Origin of the sequence: Lysinibacillus sp. 38-6 (genome assembly GCF_046245175.1) — a bacterium.
Taxonomy (GTDB): domain Bacteria; phylum Bacillota; class Bacilli; order Bacillales_A; family Planococcaceae; genus Lysinibacillus.
Window position 1 is genome coordinate 1797002 of sequence record NZ_CP176417.1, and the last position, 19637, is coordinate 1816638.

Here is a 19637-nt window from a genome sequence, read left to right on the forward strand (position 1 = left end):
CAAAAACCCCCCACGACATTATACATCCATTCATGCCCCACTAGTTAATATTTTTTACAGCTGTCGTAGTAAAAATAGTTCTAGATAGCGCTCACGATTGCCTCCAGTTGTTTTTAACTGTAAATCAACCTGCGCCAATTGATATAAAGCCTTTAGTAAACTTTCTTCAGATGGACGGTTGCGCTGCTCCACCATCAGCTTGACGCGATAAGGATGGATTTTTAAATTTTTAGCAATTTGCTGTGGGTGATAGCCTTTTTTCAGCAAGTAAAAAACATTCGACATCGTCCGCACATTTGAAGCAAGAAGCCCAACGAGCATGATGGGCTCTTGTTTTTGGCGCAATAAATCATGGTAAATCGACAATGCGGCAACAGGGTCATTTGCAAAATAGGCATTTAACATTTTAAAGGCATCTTGTTCAAGTGTTTTTGCCACTAAATCCTCGACTAACGTCGTTGTAATTTCTCCGCCTTCTCCAACGTATAAAGACAGTTTTTCAATTTCCATCTGTAGTTGTAACATGTTGGACCCAACCATTGAGACAAGTTGCTCAATAGCACTTTGCGTAATTGTATTGCCTTGGGCGTTGACAAGCCCTTGAATCCATACAGCCAAATCTTGCTCTTTCGGCGTTTCTGCTTGGACGACAAACGCTTGCTCTTTCATCATTTTTGTCACTTTTTTGCGTTCATCTAGTTTTTCATATGGCGCAATAAACACTGTTACCGAAAAATCGGAAGGGTTGGCTAGCCATGCCTCCAAACGTTTCACATCATGGTCGATTTTTTCCTTCCCTTTTTCAGTCGCCTTTAGAAACGATGCATTTTTAGCAATGACAAGTTTACGCTCTGAAAAAAATGGGATGGTATCCGCTTCATCCATCACAACATCCACTGGCATTTCTTCCAAATCAAAAGTACTCATTTCGATTTCTTCATCTGTCCCAAGCGCATCTTTTAAACGCTTAACTGTTTCATCTATAAAATAGCTTTCCTCACCAATAATTAAATACACTGGCGCCAGCTCACCTTTTTTTATTTTGTTCCAAACCGTAGAAATCATAATATTTTACCTCCATATAGCAATACTACTAGTATACATGATTTAGTTTCCATTGTGACGTCGAGCTAAATTGTGTCCATTCCTTGCCATAGTTGGTAATTCATCTTTTCGATATAGCTTTTATGAAAACGATGTCTTATAATAAATAACAGAATTGGAGGGATGACAATGAATCCATTTGAAGGTAATAATATACAATGTAAACGTAACGATGCGATCGATTCAGGCATTGGTTTCGGCGTATCTTTTGGGGTCTTCACTGTTATGTTCATCATCGCAGTAATAGTAGACTTCGTAAGCATGTAAGCTACCTTTAAAACCAATGAAAAGACCTTGTTCACTTGTGGACAAGGTCTTTTTCTGTCTGAGCATACCAATAATCCCCACCAAACACTACTTCAATCGTACCATCTACACCGGTTATTTTCGTCGCTAATTGACGCTGCCTAAAACGTTCGACAACGACTTTATGCGGGTGATGATAGCGATTGTTACGTCCTGCACTAAAAATCGTTAATTTAGGTTGTAGGAGCTCTACAAATGGCTCACTACTGGACGTTTTACTGCCATGATGCCCTGCCTTTAATACCGTTATATTGGCTAATTGGTGTCCATATTGCGTTAGTAGCTGTCGTTCGCCCGCTTCTTCTAAATCGCCCGTTAATAGTGCACGAAACATTCCTTGCTGCATAAATAATACAATGGAATCGTTATTGCCCTCATAATGGGTATCTCGGGGTGATAAATAGTGGAAATTTACAGATCCAACACGCCACGACGTACCTTCCATTTTTTCTTTTACAGCTATTTTTTGTTTCTTCGCTTCTGCTAATAAATCTTGCATTGCTGGTGTCTCGAGAGAGCCAGGTGTCACATGGATTTCACGCACCCGAATCTCCTCCATTACTTCCTCAGCTCCCTCTACATGGTCGGCATCTGGATGGGTCACAAGCAAAACATCTACCTGTCGAATACCTTTTCCTTTTAAAAACGGTACGACAACCTGTCTGCCGACCTCATACGGCCGATTTGAGGCCTGCCAAGCCTCTTGCCTAAGTCGCAATACACCGCCAGTATCAACGACGTATACGGCCCTTCTAAACGGTAATTCAATAACTGTACAATCGCCTTGCCCTACATTCAAAAATGTTAGCTTCGTTTCGTTATAGAGCATCGGTGCAATATGAATACAAAGGGCAGGTATAAGTAAAGCAATAGCGACTTTACCATAATGTCTTGCCTCTAAAAAATAGAAGCTCACTAGCACGCTAATAAATGCCACACAAACGAGCCATAATGCCGGTTTCCCAGGCGACCATAGTTGCAACGGTAATGCTTGTAAAAATAAGATTGCCTCCGTTAGCCAAGTACGCAACGGTTCATATATTTCAAAAAATGGTTGCGCTAAAGGTTTGGAGAGCATTGTGATGATGAGCAAAATCATATTCATTGGTAGAACGATCAATGAAAATAACGGCACAAAAACAATGTTTGCTAAAAATGAAGAAATGGATAGTTCATAAAAATGATACAGCAATAGCGGATAAACCATTAGTTGGCATACAAAAGTAATAAATAATGATTTGTTTACCCAATGTCGGTTTTGCAAAATGACCTTTGAGTAGATAAGACTAGCCGTTGCCAAATAGGATAACTGGAAGCCAATCTGAAAAATAACGCCTGGCTCAAGTAATACAAAGCCAATAAAGCTGATTGCTAGTGCATCATCTACTGGCATCCGCAACCTTGTAAAACGCATTATCATGACCAGTTCGACAACAGTAACTGCACGAACTACAGACGGCGCACCACCCGCTAGCACCGCATACATAGGTAACGCAATGAGTAAGACAATGGTCGCTATTTCTTTGCGCATACCTAATCGTAGTAACCCCTCATAAAACAACCATGATACGAATGCTACATGTAAGCCAGAAATGGCGAATAAATGTGTAATACCAAGCTTTTGATAGGCCCGCTGGAGCTCATCATCGACATGATCCCGTACACCGATAAGCAGCGCCTGTGCTTCTGCTACAAGCGATGGGGGAAACGCTGTCTCAATATGTTTTTTTAAGTGCAATCTATACTTTGCCAGTACTGCACCAATTGTTTTTTCTTTTGATAACAACGACCAGCTTGTCACTTCCACTATGCCCTTTGCACCTTTGCTCACTAAATATTTTTCAAAGGAAAAAGCATATGAATGGGCTGGTGGATTAGGTGTAACCAATTGACCTTGAACACGATAAGTAAACCCTGCAAACGATGTTGTTTCATAATAATGTTTTTCTTGCTCTGAAGATAACGTATACAGGACATAGAATTTTTCACCTGACGCGGTTTTTGCGAATCCACTAAGCCGCTGTCCATTAATTGTATAGTCGCTCGTCCAAGTTAATTGAAAAGTTGACGGTAAAGGGGAAGGTTCCGTCAAACGAATAGTAGTAAAAAAGAAGAAAGTAAGAAGTCCAGCACTAATAACGAGTGCTGAAAGGATGAATGTCTCACCTTTTAAAGTAAGCCATGAAGCTAACAACAGCAAACAAACAAGTAGCCAAGCTGTGTTATGTGCCGCTAAGGAGGCAACAAGCACAGCAAGCGCTACATATATCCATTTATGCTTTATTGCATTTTGCCAAATAATGCACTCACCTTCTGTTCATAAGGGAGCAATTTTTCAGCCGGCATACCACTTTCACGTAACGCATTTAACATGTCTATGTACAAGTCTAATTTTTCATTTCTTAAAAAATCAATTTTGCGCTCATCAAAAGGTACATGCAACACTTCTACGCCTGCTTTTTTAAATAATTCTTGCGCATATGCATTATTTTTATAATCCGTAGCATAATAAACTCGCTCAATTCCTGCCTGAATAATGGATTTTGTACATGGTAGACAAGGGAAATGTGTCACATACAAGTCCGCACCTTTTGTCGGTGTGCCATACTTGGCGCATTGTAAAAGTGCATTCATTTCAGCATGCACCGTGCGTACACAATGATTATCGACAACATAACAACCCTCTTCAATACAATGTTCATCACCTGTAATCGAGCCGTTATATCCTCCTGCTATAATTCGCTTATCCCGTACAACCGTTGCACCGACTGCCAGTCTTGTACAAGTACTACGTAACGCGAGTAAATGGCTTTGTGCCATAAAAAATTGATCCCAAGTAATACGCTCCATATGACTACCTCCATAATTAATTCCATAATGAACAAACTGTGCATCGCTGCAGCAGTCACTTTTCTACTATAGTGTAGCCCTTTTGGAAAAGGGTCGTCAACAACACATGCTAATTTAGTTGACTGTAATTGAATCCTTCAGTTTTTCAAATGTTTTTTCACCAATGCCTGCCACTTTTTTGACATCCTCTATCGTTTGAAAATTCCCATTTTCCTCACGATATGCAATAATACTTTGCGCTTTAGATGGGCCAATACCTGCTAAAGTGGTCAGTTCCTTATCATCGGCTTTATTGACATTGACCTTATTATTCGTTGCCTTATTGCTATCACCAAATGTGGCAAACTGAATATGAGCCATTCCTTCTTCAAGGTTTTCACCTTTGACAGGTATATAAATTACCATTTCATCTTGTACCTTTTGGGCATGGTTAATAAGACGTGTATCAGCATCCTCACTATAACCGCCTGCAAGCTGTACTGCGTCAATAATGCGTTGTTCGGGCTGAAGTGCATAGACACCTGGATGCAAAACTGCACCTTTTATATCAATTAGTACCTGCTGTACGACCGCTTCTTCTTTGGCAGGTTCTGTTATTGCTAGTTGTTCTGTAGGTTGGATTGTTTCGATGAGCTCTTCTTGGGGAGGTGAAGAGTCAAAACTCGAAAAATAGAAGTAACAAAGTCCACTGATGCCAAGTATGCTAGGGAGCAGCACACTTTTTCTATACTTTTGCCATAAAGATTGGATCATTGTACCACCCTTTCATTGCAAAAGGTCAATCATATGGAGTTAATTTTATCATATACTATCATGCTTTTATTGAAAAGTTATATGCTGTCATTCGTGATAAAAATAGCACGCCCCCTACTGTAAGAGCGATTTTAAAATGCCAAGTCATCCAGTTTAATCGCGGTAGTAGTTTTGTTTTGCCAATCTGATTGAATGGCGCTATAAAGCACGCTATCTGTAACACTACCATCGGCATTTTCCCACGCATTTCTTAAGTATCCTTCTTTGACAAAACCCGCTTTCGTAAAACATTTACGCATGCTTAAGTTGTCAGCTCTTGTATATCCTTCAATACGAATTTTATTTTTTTCTCCAAAAAGATACTGTTGCAGCCAGCGAAGTGCATAATGGCCATAGCCTTGCCCCCTATACGTTGCATCTAATCTTAAATCGAATGATACGATGGAATCTTCGATATCTTCAATACAAATAAGGCCGATTTTTAGATTGTTGTCAATAATCCAGTATGTTTCTCTTCCGTTTTGATAATAGCCCTCCTCAACCAAAAGTTGAACGGTTTCTTCTTTCATATTTTTATGAATATGATAATCCCAGCTGTTCGTTAACATGAATGCTTTCAATTCGTCGACTTCATTTAAAAAAAGTTTAAATTCCATTGCTACGCCTCTTTTCTCATTTTACTTTTTATGGAATATCTATCTCCATCATACGGTTAAAGACGATGGTTCACAATACTTTGCTAGAAAGAAATGGACAAAAAAAAGTCCGGCATTATGCCGAACTCCTTGTCTGAAATCTTGAGGCAAACAGCTTGTTTGCTTTCAAGTTTCATATTATTTGATTATTTCACCGCACGTATAAAAATGCGTTCACTTTCATACTCAGGTGCTTCTTCTGTAAAATCTGCTGTCACTTCTACGTCTGTAAAGCCAATGTAACGAAGCCATGCCATATATTGCTCAATTGGGAATGTACGTTGGTTATGTTCCTCATCAAAACGCTCATACAAATTGCTTGCTGCATCTCGAACATAAAATGTCATTTGATGAACAACTGAATGGTCATAGTCCCCTAGCTCTGTATGCCATACGTAGCTAATATCTTCATCATCATACGTAAAGGGTCCGTCTAAAAAAATCTCATCCATTTTATATAATGAATGGACATCAAAAAATAGTTGACCACCATGACGTAAAGAATGAAAAATACGTTCTAACGTGGCGTAAACAGCGGCCTCTTCCATCACATAGTTGAGTGAATCAATGGCAATTGTTACGACATCCAGGGCCTCAAAGCCATCCAATTCATGCATCGACATGCAAAATAGCGGCACTTGTAAACCTGCCTCTGTAAAACGTTCTGCAGCGATAGCCAGCATATCTTCTGACAAATCAATGCCACTTACCTTATAGCCAGCATTGGCTAACAAAAGACCAAGTACGCCTGTGCCACAGCCAATATCTAAAAGCTTCGGGAAATGTTCGCTTGGCGCATGTTGCTCAATCCATTCCACATAACGATTGTATGGAATATCCGTTTGAAGCTCATCGTATACATGCGCAAAACGTTCATAGCTACTCAACTTACGCCTCTGGCACGTCTAATTGCGGTGCGTCGCCCCATAGACGTTCTAGGTTATAATAAGCACGCTCATCCTTGTGGAATACATGTGCTACAACATCGCCAAGGTCTACTAAAATCCAACGTGCGCCATCGAAACCTTCCACGCGACGGATTTCATGCCCCTCTTTCACTGCTACATCTTGTAATTCGCGCGCAATTGCCTGAACTTGGCGATCTGAATTCCCGTGCGCAATGATGAAGTAATCTGCTAAAAGTGAAATACCTTGCATATTTAAAACGACAATATCCTCACCATGTTTGTCGTCGATTGCTTTGTAAGCTGCTTGTAATAAAGTTGAAGTCATCCTTCACTGTCCTCTCTTTTCATCATATCGTTGTAACATGCTATAGATAACGGATAAATAGCCTGCTTCGTTTCAATTAAAAATGCTAATGTATGACGTATGCAGGCACTCATTGCCTTATCTAAATCTTTGTGCGCTTTTTTGCGCAGACGTTCTACACCATCAAATTTTCGATTCGGTTCAATCATATCTGCGACAAAAATTATTTTTTCTAAACGACTCATTGCTACACGTCCTGTCGTATGGAAACGGATGGCATTTAATAGATCCTCATCCGTAATACCAAACTCACTTTCAGCAATATACGCACCAACTGGACCATGTAGTAATTCGCTACCCCAGCCAAGCAGCTGTTGATCTAATTTTTGTTGTTGAACGATTTGCTCCATCCAGTCGATATCAGCATATTTGGCAATATCATGGAGAATGGCTGCTGTTTCAGCTTTCTTTTCGTCCTCACCATAGATGTTTGCTAATGCAATGGCTGTTTCCATTACACCCAGTGTATGGATATAACGTTTCTCAGGCATGCGTGTTTTAATCGCTGCTAGATACTGTTCGCGTTCCATAAAGACCTTCCTCTCGTATAAACGTCTCTACCGCTTCTGGCAGTAAAAAAGTTACCGTTCTACCAGTAGCAAGGCGGTCACGAATCAGTGTAGACGATAAATCGATTTGGGGTACTTCCACCATTAATACAGGGTACTCCGTACGGGCTTCTGTTCTTGGACGTTTTACGCCAACAAATTGCACAAGCTTCACTAACTCGTCAATACGATACCACGTATGGAGTGAATCAATCATATCCCCACCAATGATAAAGTAAAACTGAACGGTAGGCTCCCTTTCACATAATGCAGCTAGTGTGTTATAGGAATAGGATACGCCTCCCTTATCCACCTCATACGACTCGACCCGAAAATGCTTATACGGTTGAATGGCAAGACCCACCATTTCTAAACGTTTCGCATCACTCGCATCATGTGGAGCTTGTTTATGAGGTGGCAATGCATTTGGCAAAAAACGTACTTCATCTAATTCCAATGCATGAAATACTTCGTTTGCCATCATTAGGTGCCCAATATGGGGTGGATTAAACGTACCGCCAAGTAAACCGACCTTCTTCATCGTTTCACCTTATTTCGCTGCTTTTGGTAACATAATTTTTTTATTGTTACGTGATTCTTTATATAAAACAACTGTTAGACCAATTAATTGTACAAGCTCAGCATGTGCTCCTTTAGCAAGCGCCTCTGCCACTTCATGTTTATCATCTTCACAGTTATCTAAAATACGCACTTTAATAAGCTCACGTACTTCTAATGCTTCACGAATTTGCTTCGTCATTTCGTCATTCACGCCGCCTTTTCCTACTTGGAAAATCGGTGTTAAATGATGTGCTTCTGCACGTAAAAAACGCTTTTGTTTACCTGTTAACATAAAAATTATTGTCCTCCTAATTGCGCTTTTAAGCGCGCAATCATTGAATTTGTATTTGGATATTCATCGAGCCAGTATTGGAACGCAATCGCACCTTGATGGACGAACATACCAAGACCTGTTACTACAGTCGCTCCTTTTTCCACAGCCGCTTGTAAAAAAGGCGTCATTAATGGATTATACACAATATCTGCAACAATTGCGCCTTTTGTAAGTCGATTCAATGAAAACGGCATAGAAAAATCGCCCGTCACAAGTCCGGCTGACGTCATTTGGACTAAAATACCATAATCAGCTAACGATTCCTCTGCTTGTTCTAAAGAAATCGCACGACCCGTCCCTAATTCATTAATAATTGCTTGTGCATTGGCAACGGTGCGATTGGCAATGGTTAAATTCGTGTACCCTTGTTGTTGCATAGCGAAGGCGATACCACGAGCTGCTCCGCCTGCCCCTATTAGAAGCACAGACTTTTCTTTATGGGATTTGCCGACCGCTTCTTCTAGTGAGCGCACAAAACCAAGCCCATCAGTATTGTAACCTTTTAATCGTCCGTCTTGTGTGCGTACAACGGTATTGACCGCACCCATTTTTTGCGCTAACTCATCTAGCTCATCTAAATAAGGTATGATTGCCGTTTTATGTGGAATGGTTACATTCCAACCGCTTGCACCTAATGTTTTAAAACTAGCAACAGCTGCCTCTAACTGATCTGTTGTCACATGTACTGGAATATAAGTAGCGTCGATAGCCATTTCTTCATACCAACTATTGTGCATAGCTGGTGATTTTGAATGTTCAATCGGATCGCCAATTACTGCAAACCACTTCTTCATGTCCTAGACCCTCTTCTCTTCTAATCTCTATCATGAAATAACCTCACATAGATAGCCGCCAGATTTTTTTAGCAGTGCTCCTGTTATAATCTGTGATAGTCCAGGAGGCGTTAGATGTTGTTACTTAAACGGGACATGCATCCTGCATGTTAATGCCATGAAGGATGCAGCTCGTTAAATTAGTGATGGACGAATGGAAACTTGTACACCTTTTGGAGCATAGGCAGCAATGACCACATTCGCATGCTGTACCGTAATCCAACCAAGACCTGAAAAGACGACATCAGTTTTGGCTTCTTTGATTGAAAACTCATGACGAACTAACTCTGGTAGCTTGTCGATAAATTCTGCTGTTGGCGGTGCAAGTAGTTCGCCTTTATGCTCAGCATATAAAGCATCTGCCTTTTCTAGCTTTGTGCGGTGGATTGGCAAATCATTGGCTACATGGATTGTAAATGCTGAACGTTCACCTTGTATAAAATCAAAACGTGCAAGTGCACCAATAAATAACGATTGACCCGCATTTTGCTGATATACTTTCGGTTTAATTTCTTTTTTGGGCATAATATATTTTAATTCACTTGCATCGATATAATGTGCCATTTGGTGGTGATTAATAATGCCAGGTGTATCATATAATGCACTACCATCATCGAGTGGAATTTCAATCATATCCAATGTAGTACCAGGGAAATGAGAAGTAGTAATGACTTCACCTTCACCCGTAGCTTGTTTTATTACGCGGTTAATAAACGTGGATTTTCCAACATTTGTACAACCTACTACGTAAACGTTTTGGCCTTTGCGATATTCATCAATCGCCTCCATCGCTTCAGCCATTCCTTTGCCTTTATGTGCACTAACTAATAGCACATCAATTGGTTGCAGGCCTAGTGCCTTCGCTTCACGTTTAAGCCAGTTGATAACCTTTTTCGGCTTTACTGATTTTGGCAGTAAATCAGCTTTATTTGCTACTAATAGTACTGGGTTATTGCCAACAAAGCGATGCAGCCCTGGCAACCAGCTACCATTGAAGTCAAAAATATCAACGATTTTTACGATTAAGCCTTGCTGTGTTCCAAGACCATTTAAAATACGTAGAAAGTCGTCATCTGTTAATGACACAGGTTGAATTTCATTATAATTTTTCAAACGGAAGCAACGTTGGCAAATGACCACGTCTTTTTCTAATGATGATGGGGGTGCGTACCCTACTGCTGTTTTATCTTCTGTTTGAATTGTCGTACCACAGCCAATACAATTTGGCATTTCGTTCATTCTTTTTCCTCCCAAGTAATTATTCCTTTACGTTTTAAATCATTGAACACACGACGCTCAACGAAACGATTAAATTTTGTTACGAGCCCGTCCGATTGGGCAACTGGTTTTACTAAAATAGTATGCAGTCCTAAACGGTTGGCGCCCATTACATCAGTTAGTAATTGGTCTCCTACCATCACTACTTCATTTGGACGTAATCCTAATTGAATGACGGCACTGTAAAAGGCATTACGAAGAGGCTTTTTCGCTTTATGAATATAAGGAATATCAAGCGGCTCAGCAAAATGCTTTACGCGTGCTTCTTTATTATTCGATGCAATAATAATGCGAATACCTGCTTCTTTCATAATACGTAGCCAAATAATGAGCTCTTCCGTTGCATCAGCACGATCCCATTCTACAAGCGTATTATCTAAATCAGTAATAATTCCTTTAATGCCTAATTCCTGAAGCTTTTCTGGTGTAATTTCAAAAATGCTTGTCACAAATTCATCTGGTAATAAAAAATTATACAAAATAGCGACCCCTAATCTAAACGTATTATTCGACCATTATAGCATATTTGCAAAGGCTTCACCCATGCGAATTGGACTTCCTTGTACAACATTGTCCGTAAATGTTATGGCATCTTTTTCAAATAGCATAACGACTGTTGAACCAAAAGAAAAATAACCGACTTCTTGCCCCTTTTGCCATTGCGCTGTCGTGTTTGTCAGCACGATAGAGTTAACAAAAGTAGCCCCCACTTTTATCAAGGCCACTTGTTGATCATTGGCCACTTTTAACTCCGTTACTAGACGATAGTTATGAGAAATTGGCTTTTTACCGTATGTGAGGCCAAGCTGATTGACCGGGAAAGATGTTTGGCCAAGTGTATATTGTCGTAAAACCGTGCCATTAATCGGGCTATGGATACGATGATAATCAGCAGGACTTAAATAAAATACGATAAAATGTCCATCCGCATATTGCGCAGCACGATCTTTATTTCCTAGTAAATCTTCCAGTGCATAAGGCTTACCCTTCACAAGAAATGTCATATCCCATTCAATGCGTCCAAACGATTCTACTTTTGCATCGACTGGACTCGTATAGACATAAGGACTTTGATCAACTGGTCGGGCATCCGTTAAAAGCTCTCTTGTAAAAAAATCATGTAAACTTGAAAATTGTTGTGGTTTTTTTGAAACTTCTTCAAGGTTAATATCGTATATTTTCATGTAGCTTGGAATGATTCGCTTACTCCACTTCGCTTTCGCAATCGTTTGTAAAAGCTGGGAAGATTGTTTGCCATTCGTTAATTCTATTAAGCGTTGGTATAGTTTTTCTTTCATAAAGCAAAACCCCTATCGATTAAATTAGACTGTCAATTTTTTCGCATCCGAAGTATAATGGTACAATATCTTAAGTGCAAAGGAGTGATCCGCCTTGTTTTTTTATCACAAGTTGGTGGATACGACGGTTAAGAAAATGAAATCGCACGCAGCAAACTTCATCACAATTAGTAATATGTCTTTTGGTGGCGCGGCTATTATGGCCACTTTACATGAATATTATAGCTATAGTGTCTTGTTTATCTTTATTGCTGCTCTTCTCGATCGTTATGATGGGAAAGTAGCGCGTGCACTCGGACAAGTATCTGAGTTAGGTAAACAGTTAGATTCTATGAGTGATATTATATCATTTGGTGTAGCACCTGCATTATTAATGTATGAAGTTGTCCTCGTTGATTTTGGCTTCGCGGGCATGATGATGACCGTTCTTTATATCGTCTGCGGTGCGATGCGATTAGCTCGCTTCAATATTAGTGAAGCAAACGGTTATTTTACCGGGCTACCGATTACAGCTGCTGGTACACTATTAACATTAACGTATTTTGCGTCGAATACGTTCCACCCAGCTTTTTATCTTTTCTTTCTTCCCATTTTAGCGTTACTAATGATCAGTACATTTACGTTAAAAAAAGTGTAACAGCAATTTGCTGTTGCACTTTTTTTCATTGAACGCCGTTTCTTAACATATACTGTCGAAAAATGGGGAAAGGATGAAATCATTCAATGAGCGGAATTTTTACTTCTATGTTGCAGTTATGGTTTGAAATCCCAGCCTTGTTCGGTTACTTAAAGGGGCAAACATTCCATAAACCCTTTTCTAAAGAAGAGGAAGCTGCTTGTATTGAACGATTTTTAGGTGGTGATGAGCAAGCGCGTCTTGATTTAATCGAGCGCAATATGCGACTTGTTGCACATGTCGTCAAGAAATTCCATCCAAAGCATGAGCAACTCGATGACTATATTTCCATTGGTACAATCGGTCTTATGAAAGCTGTTGAAAGTTATACCCCTGATAAAAAAACACGTCTTGCTACGTACGCAGCTCGCTGTATCGAAAATGAAATTTTAATGCACTTACGGACACAAAAAAAAGTACAAAAGGATGTATCTTTATTCGAACCAGTTGGCACTGACAAAGATGGCAATGCATTGCAAATAGGTGACATGCTACAAATGGATGAAGAAAGTGCAACAGAAAAATTAGAACATAAAGAGCATGTTGCACAATTGTATCAATATTTGCATATGCTGGATGACCGTGAACTTGAAATTGTCACACTCCGCTATGGCTTAAATCAACACGACGCCCTGACACAAAAAGAAATTGCTGCCCGATTAAATATTTCTCGTAGTTATGTATCTCGCATTGAAAAGCGAGCACTCATTAAACTCTATCAATTTTACAAAAGAGATCAAAAGTCTATTGAGTAATTTATTGTAATGTGTTATTCATAAAAATTCAATCTAGAAAATGACGTACTTGCTTTATTTCCTCCGCCCTACTACTTTTGATTGCCCTATAAAGCACATAGCGGTGTCCGTGTATCCTTCGTAGTGTCTTTCACAATAAAAAGCTCCTTTTTAGCTTTCATAGCCTCAAAGGAGCTTTCTATACGGTATTAAAGCGTCGTATCTGATAGATCCGCCGAAATCAGTGTACCGATTAACATCGTAATGATGACAACACCTGCTGTTAACAATAGCATCCTAATAACCTCCCATCTAAATGAAGAGCATTAATTATTGCCATTGTAGCATTGCACATCCGTTACGACTGTGATTTTTCTCACGCTTAAACAGTTCAATTTGTCTATTTCGTGTAGATTTAAAGGGATGAAATCGCCTTTAATACAATTTGTGTAGAGTGCTTCGCTGCTACTGGTAAGAACTCATCAAAGCTAATATTCGATTCTTTTCCGGCAATATCCGATAATGCGCGAATAACAACGAATGGTGTACCGAATTGATAGCATACTTGTGCAACAGCGGCCGCTTCCATTTCAACAGCTTTCATTTGTGGAAAATGTTGACGCACTGCTTCCACACGTACTGGATCATTCATAAAAGCATCGCCTGAACAAATTAAACCAATACCATATTGATGCTCACCAACTGCTTTGACTGCTTCTTCTGCCACTTTCATTAACTTTGCATCAGATTGGAAAGCTGCAGGCATACCTGCCATTTGACCAATTTCATAACCGAAAATTGTCACATCAACATCATGATGACGTACTTCATCGGAAATAACCACTGCGCCTACTTCTAACGCCTCATCATAACCTCCAGCAGAACCTGTATTAATTACGACATCTGGTTTGAATTCATGCAATAGTATAGTTGTCGACATTGCCGCATTCACTTTTCCAATGCCGCTTTTTAATAAAACAACTTCTTTTCCTTCATATGTCCCTGTTGTGTACTCACTACCTGCAATGGTTGTACTTGACGCATCCTCCAAAGATGCACGTAATAACTCTACTTCTTCTTCCATTGCACCGATAACTGCGATTTTCATGAATTCATTTCTTCCCTTCTAGTATCCTACTTACGTGACGGATGCCATCGCAAAATCGACATCTGTTTTTTACCTCGCTCTTCACAATCAAAAACTTCAAGCGAACTATTTTTAGTCAATAAAGTTAAACATAATCAAAACTGCTACTTTCGTCAATAGGCACCTTCTAAAGTATTCAACTGCTCAAGTTTCACAGGTAACCAACCTTCGTTATCAATCCATTCCATGCTGACACGATACATCTCACTTTTATCTTTTGTCGATACCGTTGCAATTGCCTTATTAGCGCCCCCATTATTTTGCACGCGCCAAACAATCATATTGTCATTTGTAATTCCGGTAACAGCTGTAACTGTCGCCAGCTTTTCTGCCCAATCTACAGATGAACTATCATACGATGACACATGGGCTCCGGTTTGCGTTGTAGGGGTTGGTTTCCAGTTTTTATCCGTCACGACACGATTCACGATAGGATCGTCTGACGTTGTTTCTACAGCCGTATTTTGCTCAGGCTGCGGATCTTCTGGTGACGTTTCGTCTTCCTCCCCAGATTGTTCTTCCTCTGTTGGCTGATTGCCTTTATCTGAGCTATCATTCTTGTTCGGAGGTTCCTTGTCACCATCATCGTTCTTTTGCTCCTGAACCGGTTCTTCTTTCACATCATCTTGTGCGTCATCTTGCCACTTAAACACATACGTTGCCGTTAAAACAATTAGTATTATTACAATACCAATTAAAACATTCAGTATTTTATCTAGCTTTTTATTGCGAGATGGCTGCAAATGACGACTGCTTCGTGTTTGTCGTTCACTCATGAAGTCTCCCCCTCTCTAGCCAATATTCTATCAAGTTCCACACCGCTTGCAAAATAAAAACAGTTAGCTTCTCTTAAGAAAGAAAAGCTAACTGCTTGTACAACTAAATTATTTAATAGAAAGAATTTTCACTTTCATTTCGCCGCCAGGTGTTTGTACGGCTACTTCTTCACCTTCTGCTTTACCAAGTAAGCCTTTTGCAATTGGTGATTCATTTGAGATACGGAATTCCATTGGATCTGCCTCTGCTGAACCGACAATCGTATAAGATTCTTCATCAGAAGCAGGTTTACCATCAATAATTTCAACGAATGTAACCGTTTTCCCAAGAGAAACTACACTGTTGTCTGTTTCATCTTCACTAATAATGACCGCGTTGCGAATCATTGATTTTAATGTAGAGATACGACCTTCTAAAAAGGCTTGTTCTTCTTTTGCTGAATCGTACTCAGCGTTTTCAGAAAGATCCCCGAAATCACGTGCAATTTTAATACGCTCTACGATTTCTTTACGTGTTTCTGTTTCTAATTTCACTAATTCTTCTTCTAATTTTCGTTTACCCTCGGCTGTCATTGGGTACTGTTTTTCATTTGACAAAGTACTTCACTCCTTATTTCATCAATATAAAAACATAAAACTCGATCAAATGCTTAGGAAAATGCACTTAATCGAATTTTATTATTTTTAATCCATTTCAAAATACGCTTTGACCTAATAGTATGCATGCCTTACAAAAATATGCTTTGAAATGCATGTAAATATTGTCAATACCACTCTATCTTATTACAATACGTTGTCAGTTTCAAGAATAGTTTTAATTTTCGTTACCATCAAATCAATGGCAACACCATTTTCTCCACCTTCGGGAATAATGATATCAGCATAACGTTTAGTCGGTTCAATGAACATATTATGCATTGGGCGCACTGCGGATAAATACTGCTCAATAACAGAATCTGTCGTCCGTCCACGCTCTTTAATATCACGAAGGATACGACGAATAATACGTAAATCAGAATCTGTATCGACAAATAATTTAATGTCCATTAAATTACGTAAGTCCGCATCCTCTAATACTAAAATGCCTTCTAGTATAATGACATCTACTGGCTCTACATGGATAACTTCTTCAGCACGTGTATGCTGTACATAATCATAAACAGGCTTATCGATAGGCTGACGCTTTAATAATGTTTTAATATGATCAATTAATAAATCATTATCGAACGCTAAAGGATGATCATAATTCGTTCCTAAACGTTCTTCAAATGTTAAATGACTTTGATCTTTGTAGTAATAATCTTGCTCAATTACAACGACAGAATGGTCGCGGAAAACATCATAAATAGCACGTGTCACACTCGTTTTACCCGAGCATGAACCACCAGCGATTCCGATGACAACTGGACGCTTGATTGCCATTAATTATTCTCCTTTCGCATCATATTATGCGGTTGAAGCGGTGTCTCACATTTAAATTTAACAATTTGTAATGGATGACGAGCCGCATCTAAACTATTGCCGTCCTCATCCCAAATTTCCCCCATTGTAATGCGGAAGTTTTCGATTTCGGGACCAAAAAATTCTACTTCATCACCAGGTTTAAAATAGTTACGTTGTTGCATCGTCACGATTTTTGTCTCTGGATCATGGTCTAAAATAAGTCCGGCAAACTCGTAAGTTGTTTTACGGCCATGCACGCCAAACATTTGCTCTTCGTGACCAGGTGCATCATGGAAAAATGCCTCTGCTGCTTCACGGTTTGCACATTTGTCTAACTCTTCTAACCATTCCCGTTTAATTTTAAAGTTTTCAGGATCTGCACAGTAAGCGTCAATCACTTTGCGATAAACAGAAACAACTGTAGCCACATAGTGAATGGATTTCATACGACCTTCTACTTTCAATGAGTCAATGCCAAGCTCAATCATATGCGGAATCGCTTCAATTAACTTTAAATCTTTCGGGCTCATGGCGAATGGTGCATGATTCTCATCGAAAAGTGCTTTTTCCTCACCATCTTCTAGCTCGTAAAGATCATAATCCCAACGACAAGATTGGCAGCAGCCACCACGATTGGAGTCACGTGCTGTCATATGGTTTGATAACACACAACGACCTGAATAGGCGATACACATCGCGCCATGAACGAATGCTTCGATTTCAATATCGACCTTTTCTTTCATTAGCTTCATTTCTTCGCCGCCAACTTCACGCGCTAATACAACTCGGTGTAACCCTTCTTCTTTCCAATATTGCACAGCTTTCCAGTTGGATAGCGACTGTTGCGTCGAAAGATGGATTTCAAGCTTCGGCGCAGCCGTACGACATGTTTCAATAATAAGCGGATCTGCAACAATAATGCCCGTAACGCCTGCAGATTCGATATCTTTTAAGTATTGCTCTAAGCCATCCATGTTTTCGTTATGGGCAAAAATATTCGTTGTCACGTAAATTTTTGCACCGTATTGATTGGCAAATTCTACACCTTCACGCATATCCTCAATCGAGAAATTATCTGCATTTGAACGAAGGCCAAATTCACGACCGCCAATAAATACTGCGTCTGCACCATAGTGAACAGCTACTTTTAACTTTTCTAAGCTACCTGCAGGGGCAAGTAGTTCTGGTTTTTTTGTAATAACGCGCTTGCCGTCAACAACTGCGCGAATTTTGTCATTTTGTTCTAATGCCAATGCCATGATCTTGCCACCTCCTAGTAAACCGTTTCTTTGAAGATAAAGCCCGTATCGAGTGGTCGAATAGTAGGCTGGATTTCTTCAATTTTAGCCAGTAAATCATCTTTAATATCGTCATATGCATCTTCAGATTCGTCAAAATATGTGTCAATTGCTTGACGATATGCTTCTGTTACTGTCACTACATATGATGGTGTTTGTAAAACACCTTCGATTTTGAGCGCATCGATGCCGGCTTCAAATAACTCGCCCAGCTCATCAATAATGCACATATCATTTGGACTGAAAATATGCGTACCGTTAGCATCCTCATAAATAGGATACTTATTGTTACGCTCATCATCATGTAGGAACATGTTACGGTTTTCTTGACGATTTTCAATGGCCATCACTTTATCTTGATATAGGAAATAATGACCGAGTAACGGACGTTTTGATTGGAACATACATGTCATGCCATGCACTTGTACTTCCACTTCTACTTCCGCATGTTCTTTAATTTCTATTACCTCTTCTAATGACAGCTCACGTGCAAGCACAGCACGTGTTGCACCACGTTTGCCCCAGTAGTTAGCAGTAAACCAGTTTGTCGCTGTTGTTTCTGGGTTCCAGTGTAACGGAATGGTTACACCTTGCTCACGGCGCACAATAATAACGGCTGGGTCACCGTAAATTAAACGGTCTACACCAATACGTTGCATTTCTTTTAAGTATTCGCCTAATGCATCTAGTTTCTCATTATGGAAAAGCGCATTCACTGCAACATAAACCTTTTTGCCTGCTGCGTGAATAATCTTCGTTGCTTCTTCTACTTCGCTGACAGAAAATTCTCCTGCTAGACGAAGACCAAATTGTTGTTCCCCAATGACAAAAGCATCTGCTCCAGCTGTTAACAATGCTTTTATATGGTCCACTGATTGTGGTGTGACAAGCAATTCAGGTTTTTTCATAGTCGTCACCTCTTCAAACATAATAATAAGCCATCTCCGACCGGTAAAAATGCACTTGTATAGTCAGGATGGTGCATAATCCAATCGGTAAAGTTTTTTAAATTTCGAATCATTGTCCGCTTGCGACGTGGTACATCCTTTAAGTCCAAATCCGACAAGCCATGCATATACATATTATCGATATACAAGACGCCTCCGGATTTTACAAGAGGGGCATATTTTTCGAAAAATCGTTGATATTGTCCCTTCGCTGCATCAATAAAAATCGCATCGAACGTTGTGTGAATGGCCTTATCATCTACCTCTAAGGCGTCACCCTCTATGACCGTAATACGATTTGCAACTGATGATCGTGCAATATAAGCTCTTGCTTTCGCCACACGCTCTTCATCACGTTCAATCGTCACAATATGCACATTAGGCAAAGCATCTGCCATACGGATTGCTGAGTAGCCAATTGCTGTGCCAATTTCTAATATTTTTGACGGATTTTGAATACGAAGCAACTGATTAAGTGCATCGATCCCAGCTAGTTGCATAATTGGGACATGATTTTCTTCCGCATATGCTTCCATTTCTAAAAGCAAGTCATTACGTGGTTGAATAAATGATTGTATATATGCATCCGATAATTCCATTGTAAAATTCACCCTCATTTAAAAGGAAACGAGCACGCTCCCGTTGTCCAAACTTCATCGTCACTTTCCTACAAAAAGAAAAAGACCAAACGTGATGTCTTGGTACTTTGCCATACAAAAATGAGCAATTGTTTGTCGATTGCACGAAACAATTGCCACCACGTATTAATTGATTAAAAATCACA

General features: G+C 39.7%; 24 protein-coding genes. 3 read left to right on the top strand and 21 right to left on the bottom strand.

The annotated features are described in order from the left end of the window. Positions 1-54: 54 nt before the first annotated feature. Positions 55-1065 (bottom strand): DNA polymerase III subunit delta, encoded by a 1011-nt coding sequence (gene holA, locus ACKVEV_RS09320; RefSeq protein ID WP_409370110.1) that lies wholly within the window; start codon positions 1063-1065, stop codon positions 55-57. Between the two features lie 168 nt (positions 1066-1233). Here holA and ACKVEV_RS09325 point away from each other — a divergent pair, with 168 nt between their 5' ends. Continuing rightward, positions 1234-1371 carry a YqzM family protein gene (locus ACKVEV_RS09325; protein WP_409370111.1) on the top strand — a complete coding sequence of 46 codons (138 nt, stop codon included), beginning with the start codon at positions 1234-1236 and terminating at the stop codon, positions 1369-1371. A 31-nt stretch (positions 1372-1402) separates the two neighbouring features. On the opposite strand, the gene ACKVEV_RS09330 is transcribed toward ACKVEV_RS09325, so the two are convergent. The 13 genes from ACKVEV_RS09330 to ACKVEV_RS09390 all read right to left on the bottom strand — a co-directional run bounded on the left by ACKVEV_RS09330 (position 1403) and on the right by ACKVEV_RS09390 (position 11832). Next, complete coding sequence (locus tag ACKVEV_RS09330; RefSeq protein WP_409370112.1) at positions 1403-3661, bottom strand: DNA internalization-related competence protein ComEC/Rec2; 2259 nt, start codon at positions 3659-3661, stop codon at positions 1403-1405. A gap of 29 nt (positions 3662-3690) precedes the next feature. Continuing rightward, complete coding sequence (locus ACKVEV_RS09335) at positions 3691-4260, bottom strand: ComE operon protein 2 (protein WP_409370113.1); 570 nt, start codon at positions 4258-4260, stop codon at positions 3691-3693. Positions 4261-4374: 114 nt separating this feature from the next. Next, positions 4375-5013 (bottom strand): helix-hairpin-helix domain-containing protein, encoded by a 639-nt coding sequence (locus ACKVEV_RS09340; protein WP_409370114.1) that lies wholly within the window; start codon positions 5011-5013, stop codon positions 4375-4377. A gap of 131 nt (positions 5014-5144) precedes the next feature. Further along, positions 5145-5669 (bottom strand): GNAT family N-acetyltransferase, encoded by a 525-nt coding sequence (locus ACKVEV_RS09345; protein ID WP_409370115.1) that lies wholly within the window; start codon positions 5667-5669, stop codon positions 5145-5147. 185 nt (positions 5670-5854) lie between these two features. Next, a complete protein-coding gene (locus ACKVEV_RS09350) occupies positions 5855-6595 on the bottom strand; it encodes a class I SAM-dependent DNA methyltransferase (RefSeq protein ID WP_409370116.1) in 741 nt (246 codons plus the stop codon). A 1-nt stretch (position 6596) separates the two neighbouring features. Beyond that, the gene (gene rsfS / locus ACKVEV_RS09355) at positions 6597-6941 is read right to left on the bottom strand and encodes a ribosome silencing factor (RefSeq protein ID WP_340823538.1); all 345 of its coding nucleotides are present in this window, start codon (positions 6939-6941) and stop codon (positions 6597-6599) included. Beyond that, a complete protein-coding gene (yqeK, locus tag ACKVEV_RS09360) occupies positions 6938-7510 on the bottom strand; it encodes a bis(5'-nucleosyl)-tetraphosphatase (symmetrical) YqeK (protein WP_409370117.1) in 573 nt (190 codons plus the stop codon). Before yqeK ends, rsfS begins: the two co-directional genes overlap by 4 nt. Further along, on the bottom strand, positions 7479-8069 hold the full coding sequence (locus ACKVEV_RS09365; RefSeq protein WP_409370118.1) for a nicotinate-nucleotide adenylyltransferase: 591 nt from the start codon (positions 8067-8069) through the stop codon (positions 7479-7481). Before ACKVEV_RS09365 ends, yqeK begins: the two co-directional genes overlap by 32 nt. Before the next feature lie 9 nt (positions 8070-8078). Next, complete coding sequence (gene yhbY / locus ACKVEV_RS09370) at positions 8079-8381, bottom strand: ribosome assembly RNA-binding protein YhbY (RefSeq protein WP_409370119.1); 303 nt, start codon at positions 8379-8381, stop codon at positions 8079-8081. A gap of 5 nt (positions 8382-8386) precedes the next feature. Beyond that, positions 8387-9217: a shikimate dehydrogenase gene (gene aroE / locus ACKVEV_RS09375; RefSeq protein ID WP_409370120.1), complete on the bottom strand. Its 831-nt coding sequence runs from the start codon at positions 9215-9217 to the stop codon at positions 8387-8389. 174 nt (positions 9218-9391) lie between these two features. After that, entirely contained in the window at positions 9392-10495 is a 1104-nt protein-coding gene (gene yqeH / locus ACKVEV_RS09380; RefSeq protein WP_409370121.1) for a ribosome biogenesis GTPase YqeH, read from the bottom strand. After that, positions 10492-11016 (bottom strand): YqeG family HAD IIIA-type phosphatase, encoded by a 525-nt coding sequence (locus tag ACKVEV_RS09385; protein WP_409370529.1) that lies wholly within the window; start codon positions 11014-11016, stop codon positions 10492-10494. The genes yqeH and ACKVEV_RS09385 overlap by 4 nt, the downstream gene beginning before the upstream one ends. A 33-nt stretch (positions 11017-11049) precedes the next feature. After that, a complete protein-coding gene (locus ACKVEV_RS09390; protein ID WP_409370122.1) occupies positions 11050-11832 on the bottom strand; it encodes a phosphatidylserine decarboxylase in 783 nt (260 codons plus the stop codon). 136 nt (positions 11833-11968) lie between these two features. Here ACKVEV_RS09390 and pssA point away from each other — a divergent pair, with 136 nt between their 5' ends. Continuing rightward, a complete protein-coding gene (gene pssA, locus ACKVEV_RS09395) occupies positions 11969-12469 on the top strand; it encodes a CDP-diacylglycerol--serine O-phosphatidyltransferase (RefSeq protein ID WP_402925623.1) in 501 nt (166 codons plus the stop codon). Between the two features lie 86 nt (positions 12470-12555). Then, a complete protein-coding gene (sigK, locus tag ACKVEV_RS09400) occupies positions 12556-13263 on the top strand; it encodes an RNA polymerase sporulation sigma factor SigK (RefSeq protein ID WP_409370123.1) in 708 nt (235 codons plus the stop codon). A 394-nt stretch (positions 13264-13657) separates the two neighbouring features. On the opposite strand, the gene mtnN is transcribed toward sigK, so the two are convergent. From mtnN to ACKVEV_RS09435, 7 genes are all read right to left on the bottom strand, one after another. Continuing rightward, complete coding sequence (gene mtnN / locus ACKVEV_RS09405; RefSeq protein ID WP_409370124.1) at positions 13658-14350, bottom strand: 5'-methylthioadenosine/S-adenosylhomocysteine nucleosidase; 693 nt, start codon at positions 14348-14350, stop codon at positions 13658-13660. 152 nt (positions 14351-14502) lie between these two features. Next, on the bottom strand, positions 14503-15165 hold the full coding sequence (locus ACKVEV_RS09410; RefSeq protein ID WP_409370125.1) for a YrrS family protein: 663 nt from the start codon (positions 15163-15165) through the stop codon (positions 14503-14505). 108 nt (positions 15166-15273) lie between these two features. Further along, on the bottom strand, positions 15274-15762 hold the full coding sequence (gene greA, locus ACKVEV_RS09415) for a transcription elongation factor GreA (protein ID WP_409370126.1): 489 nt from the start codon (positions 15760-15762) through the stop codon (positions 15274-15276). Positions 15763-15948: 186 nt separating this feature from the next. Next, on the bottom strand, positions 15949-16587 hold the full coding sequence (gene udk / locus ACKVEV_RS09420) for a uridine kinase (protein WP_409370127.1): 639 nt from the start codon (positions 16585-16587) through the stop codon (positions 15949-15951). Continuing rightward, positions 16587-17867: a peptidase U32 family protein gene (locus ACKVEV_RS09425; protein ID WP_409370128.1), complete on the bottom strand. Its 1281-nt coding sequence runs from the start codon at positions 17865-17867 to the stop codon at positions 16587-16589. The genes udk and ACKVEV_RS09425 overlap by 1 nt, the downstream gene beginning before the upstream one ends. A gap of 14 nt (positions 17868-17881) precedes the next feature. Continuing rightward, entirely contained in the window at positions 17882-18814 is a 933-nt protein-coding gene (locus ACKVEV_RS09430) for a peptidase U32 family protein (protein WP_409370129.1), read from the bottom strand. A 5-nt stretch (positions 18815-18819) separates the two neighbouring features. Then, positions 18820-19452, bottom strand: coding sequence for an O-methyltransferase (locus ACKVEV_RS09435; protein WP_409370130.1), 633 nt, complete (start codon positions 19450-19452; stop codon positions 18820-18822). Positions 19453-19637: the final 185 nt, after the last annotated feature.

What these genes read in the sequence shown, in the direction of transcription:
- holA (WP_409370110.1), bottom strand. Translation starts at nt 1,065, where the DNA reads ATGATTTCTACGGTTTGGAACAAAATAAAAAAAGGTGAGCTGGCGCCA.
- ACKVEV_RS09325 (WP_409370111.1), top strand. Translation starts at nt 1,234, where the DNA reads ATGAATCCATTTGAAGGTAATAATATACAATGTAAACGTAACGATGCG.
- ACKVEV_RS09335 (WP_409370113.1), bottom strand. Translation starts at nt 4,260, where the DNA reads ATGGAGCGTATTACTTGGGATCAATTTTTTATGGCACAAAGCCATTTA.
- ACKVEV_RS09340 (WP_409370114.1), bottom strand. Translation starts at nt 5,013, where the DNA reads ATGATCCAATCTTTATGGCAAAAGTATAGAAAAAGTGTGCTGCTCCCT.
- ACKVEV_RS09345 (WP_409370115.1), bottom strand. Translation starts at nt 5,669, where the DNA reads ATGGAATTTAAACTTTTTTTAAATGAAGTCGACGAATTGAAAGCATTC.
- rsfS (WP_340823538.1), bottom strand. Translation starts at nt 6,941, where the DNA reads ATGACTTCAACTTTATTACAAGCAGCTTACAAAGCAATCGACGACAAA.
- yqeK (WP_409370117.1), bottom strand. Translation starts at nt 7,510, where the DNA reads ATGGAACGCGAACAGTATCTAGCAGCGATTAAAACACGCATGCCTGAG.
- ACKVEV_RS09365 (WP_409370118.1), bottom strand. Translation starts at nt 8,069, where the DNA reads ATGAAGAAGGTCGGTTTACTTGGCGGTACGTTTAATCCACCCCATATT.
- yhbY (WP_409370119.1), bottom strand. Translation starts at nt 8,381, where the DNA reads ATGTTAACAGGTAAACAAAAGCGTTTTTTACGTGCAGAAGCACATCAT.
- aroE (WP_409370120.1), bottom strand. Translation starts at nt 9,217, where the DNA reads ATGAAGAAGTGGTTTGCAGTAATTGGCGATCCGATTGAACATTCAAAA.
- yqeH (WP_409370121.1), bottom strand. Translation starts at nt 10,495, where the DNA reads ATGAACGAAATGCCAAATTGTATTGGCTGTGGTACGACAATTCAAACA.
- ACKVEV_RS09390 (WP_409370122.1), bottom strand. Translation starts at nt 11,832, where the DNA reads ATGAAAGAAAAACTATACCAACGCTTAATAGAATTAACGAATGGCAAA.
- pssA (WP_402925623.1), top strand. Translation starts at nt 11,969, where the DNA reads ATGAAATCGCACGCAGCAAACTTCATCACAATTAGTAATATGTCTTTT.
- sigK (WP_409370123.1), top strand. Translation starts at nt 12,556, where the DNA reads ATGAGCGGAATTTTTACTTCTATGTTGCAGTTATGGTTTGAAATCCCA.
- mtnN (WP_409370124.1), bottom strand. Translation starts at nt 14,350, where the DNA reads ATGAAAATCGCAGTTATCGGTGCAATGGAAGAAGAAGTAGAGTTATTA.
- ACKVEV_RS09410 (WP_409370125.1), bottom strand. Translation starts at nt 15,165, where the DNA reads ATGAGTGAACGACAAACACGAAGCAGTCGTCATTTGCAGCCATCTCGC.
- udk (WP_409370127.1), bottom strand. Translation starts at nt 16,587, where the DNA reads ATGGCAATCAAGCGTCCAGTTGTCATCGGAATCGCTGGTGGTTCATGC.
- ACKVEV_RS09425 (WP_409370128.1), bottom strand. Translation starts at nt 17,867, where the DNA reads ATGGCATTGGCATTAGAACAAAATGACAAAATTCGCGCAGTTGTTGAC.
- ACKVEV_RS09430 (WP_409370129.1), bottom strand. Translation starts at nt 18,814, where the DNA reads ATGAAAAAACCTGAATTGCTTGTCACACCACAATCAGTGGACCATATA.
- ACKVEV_RS09435 (WP_409370130.1), bottom strand. Translation starts at nt 19,452, where the DNA reads ATGGAATTATCGGATGCATATATACAATCATTTATTCAACCACGTAAT.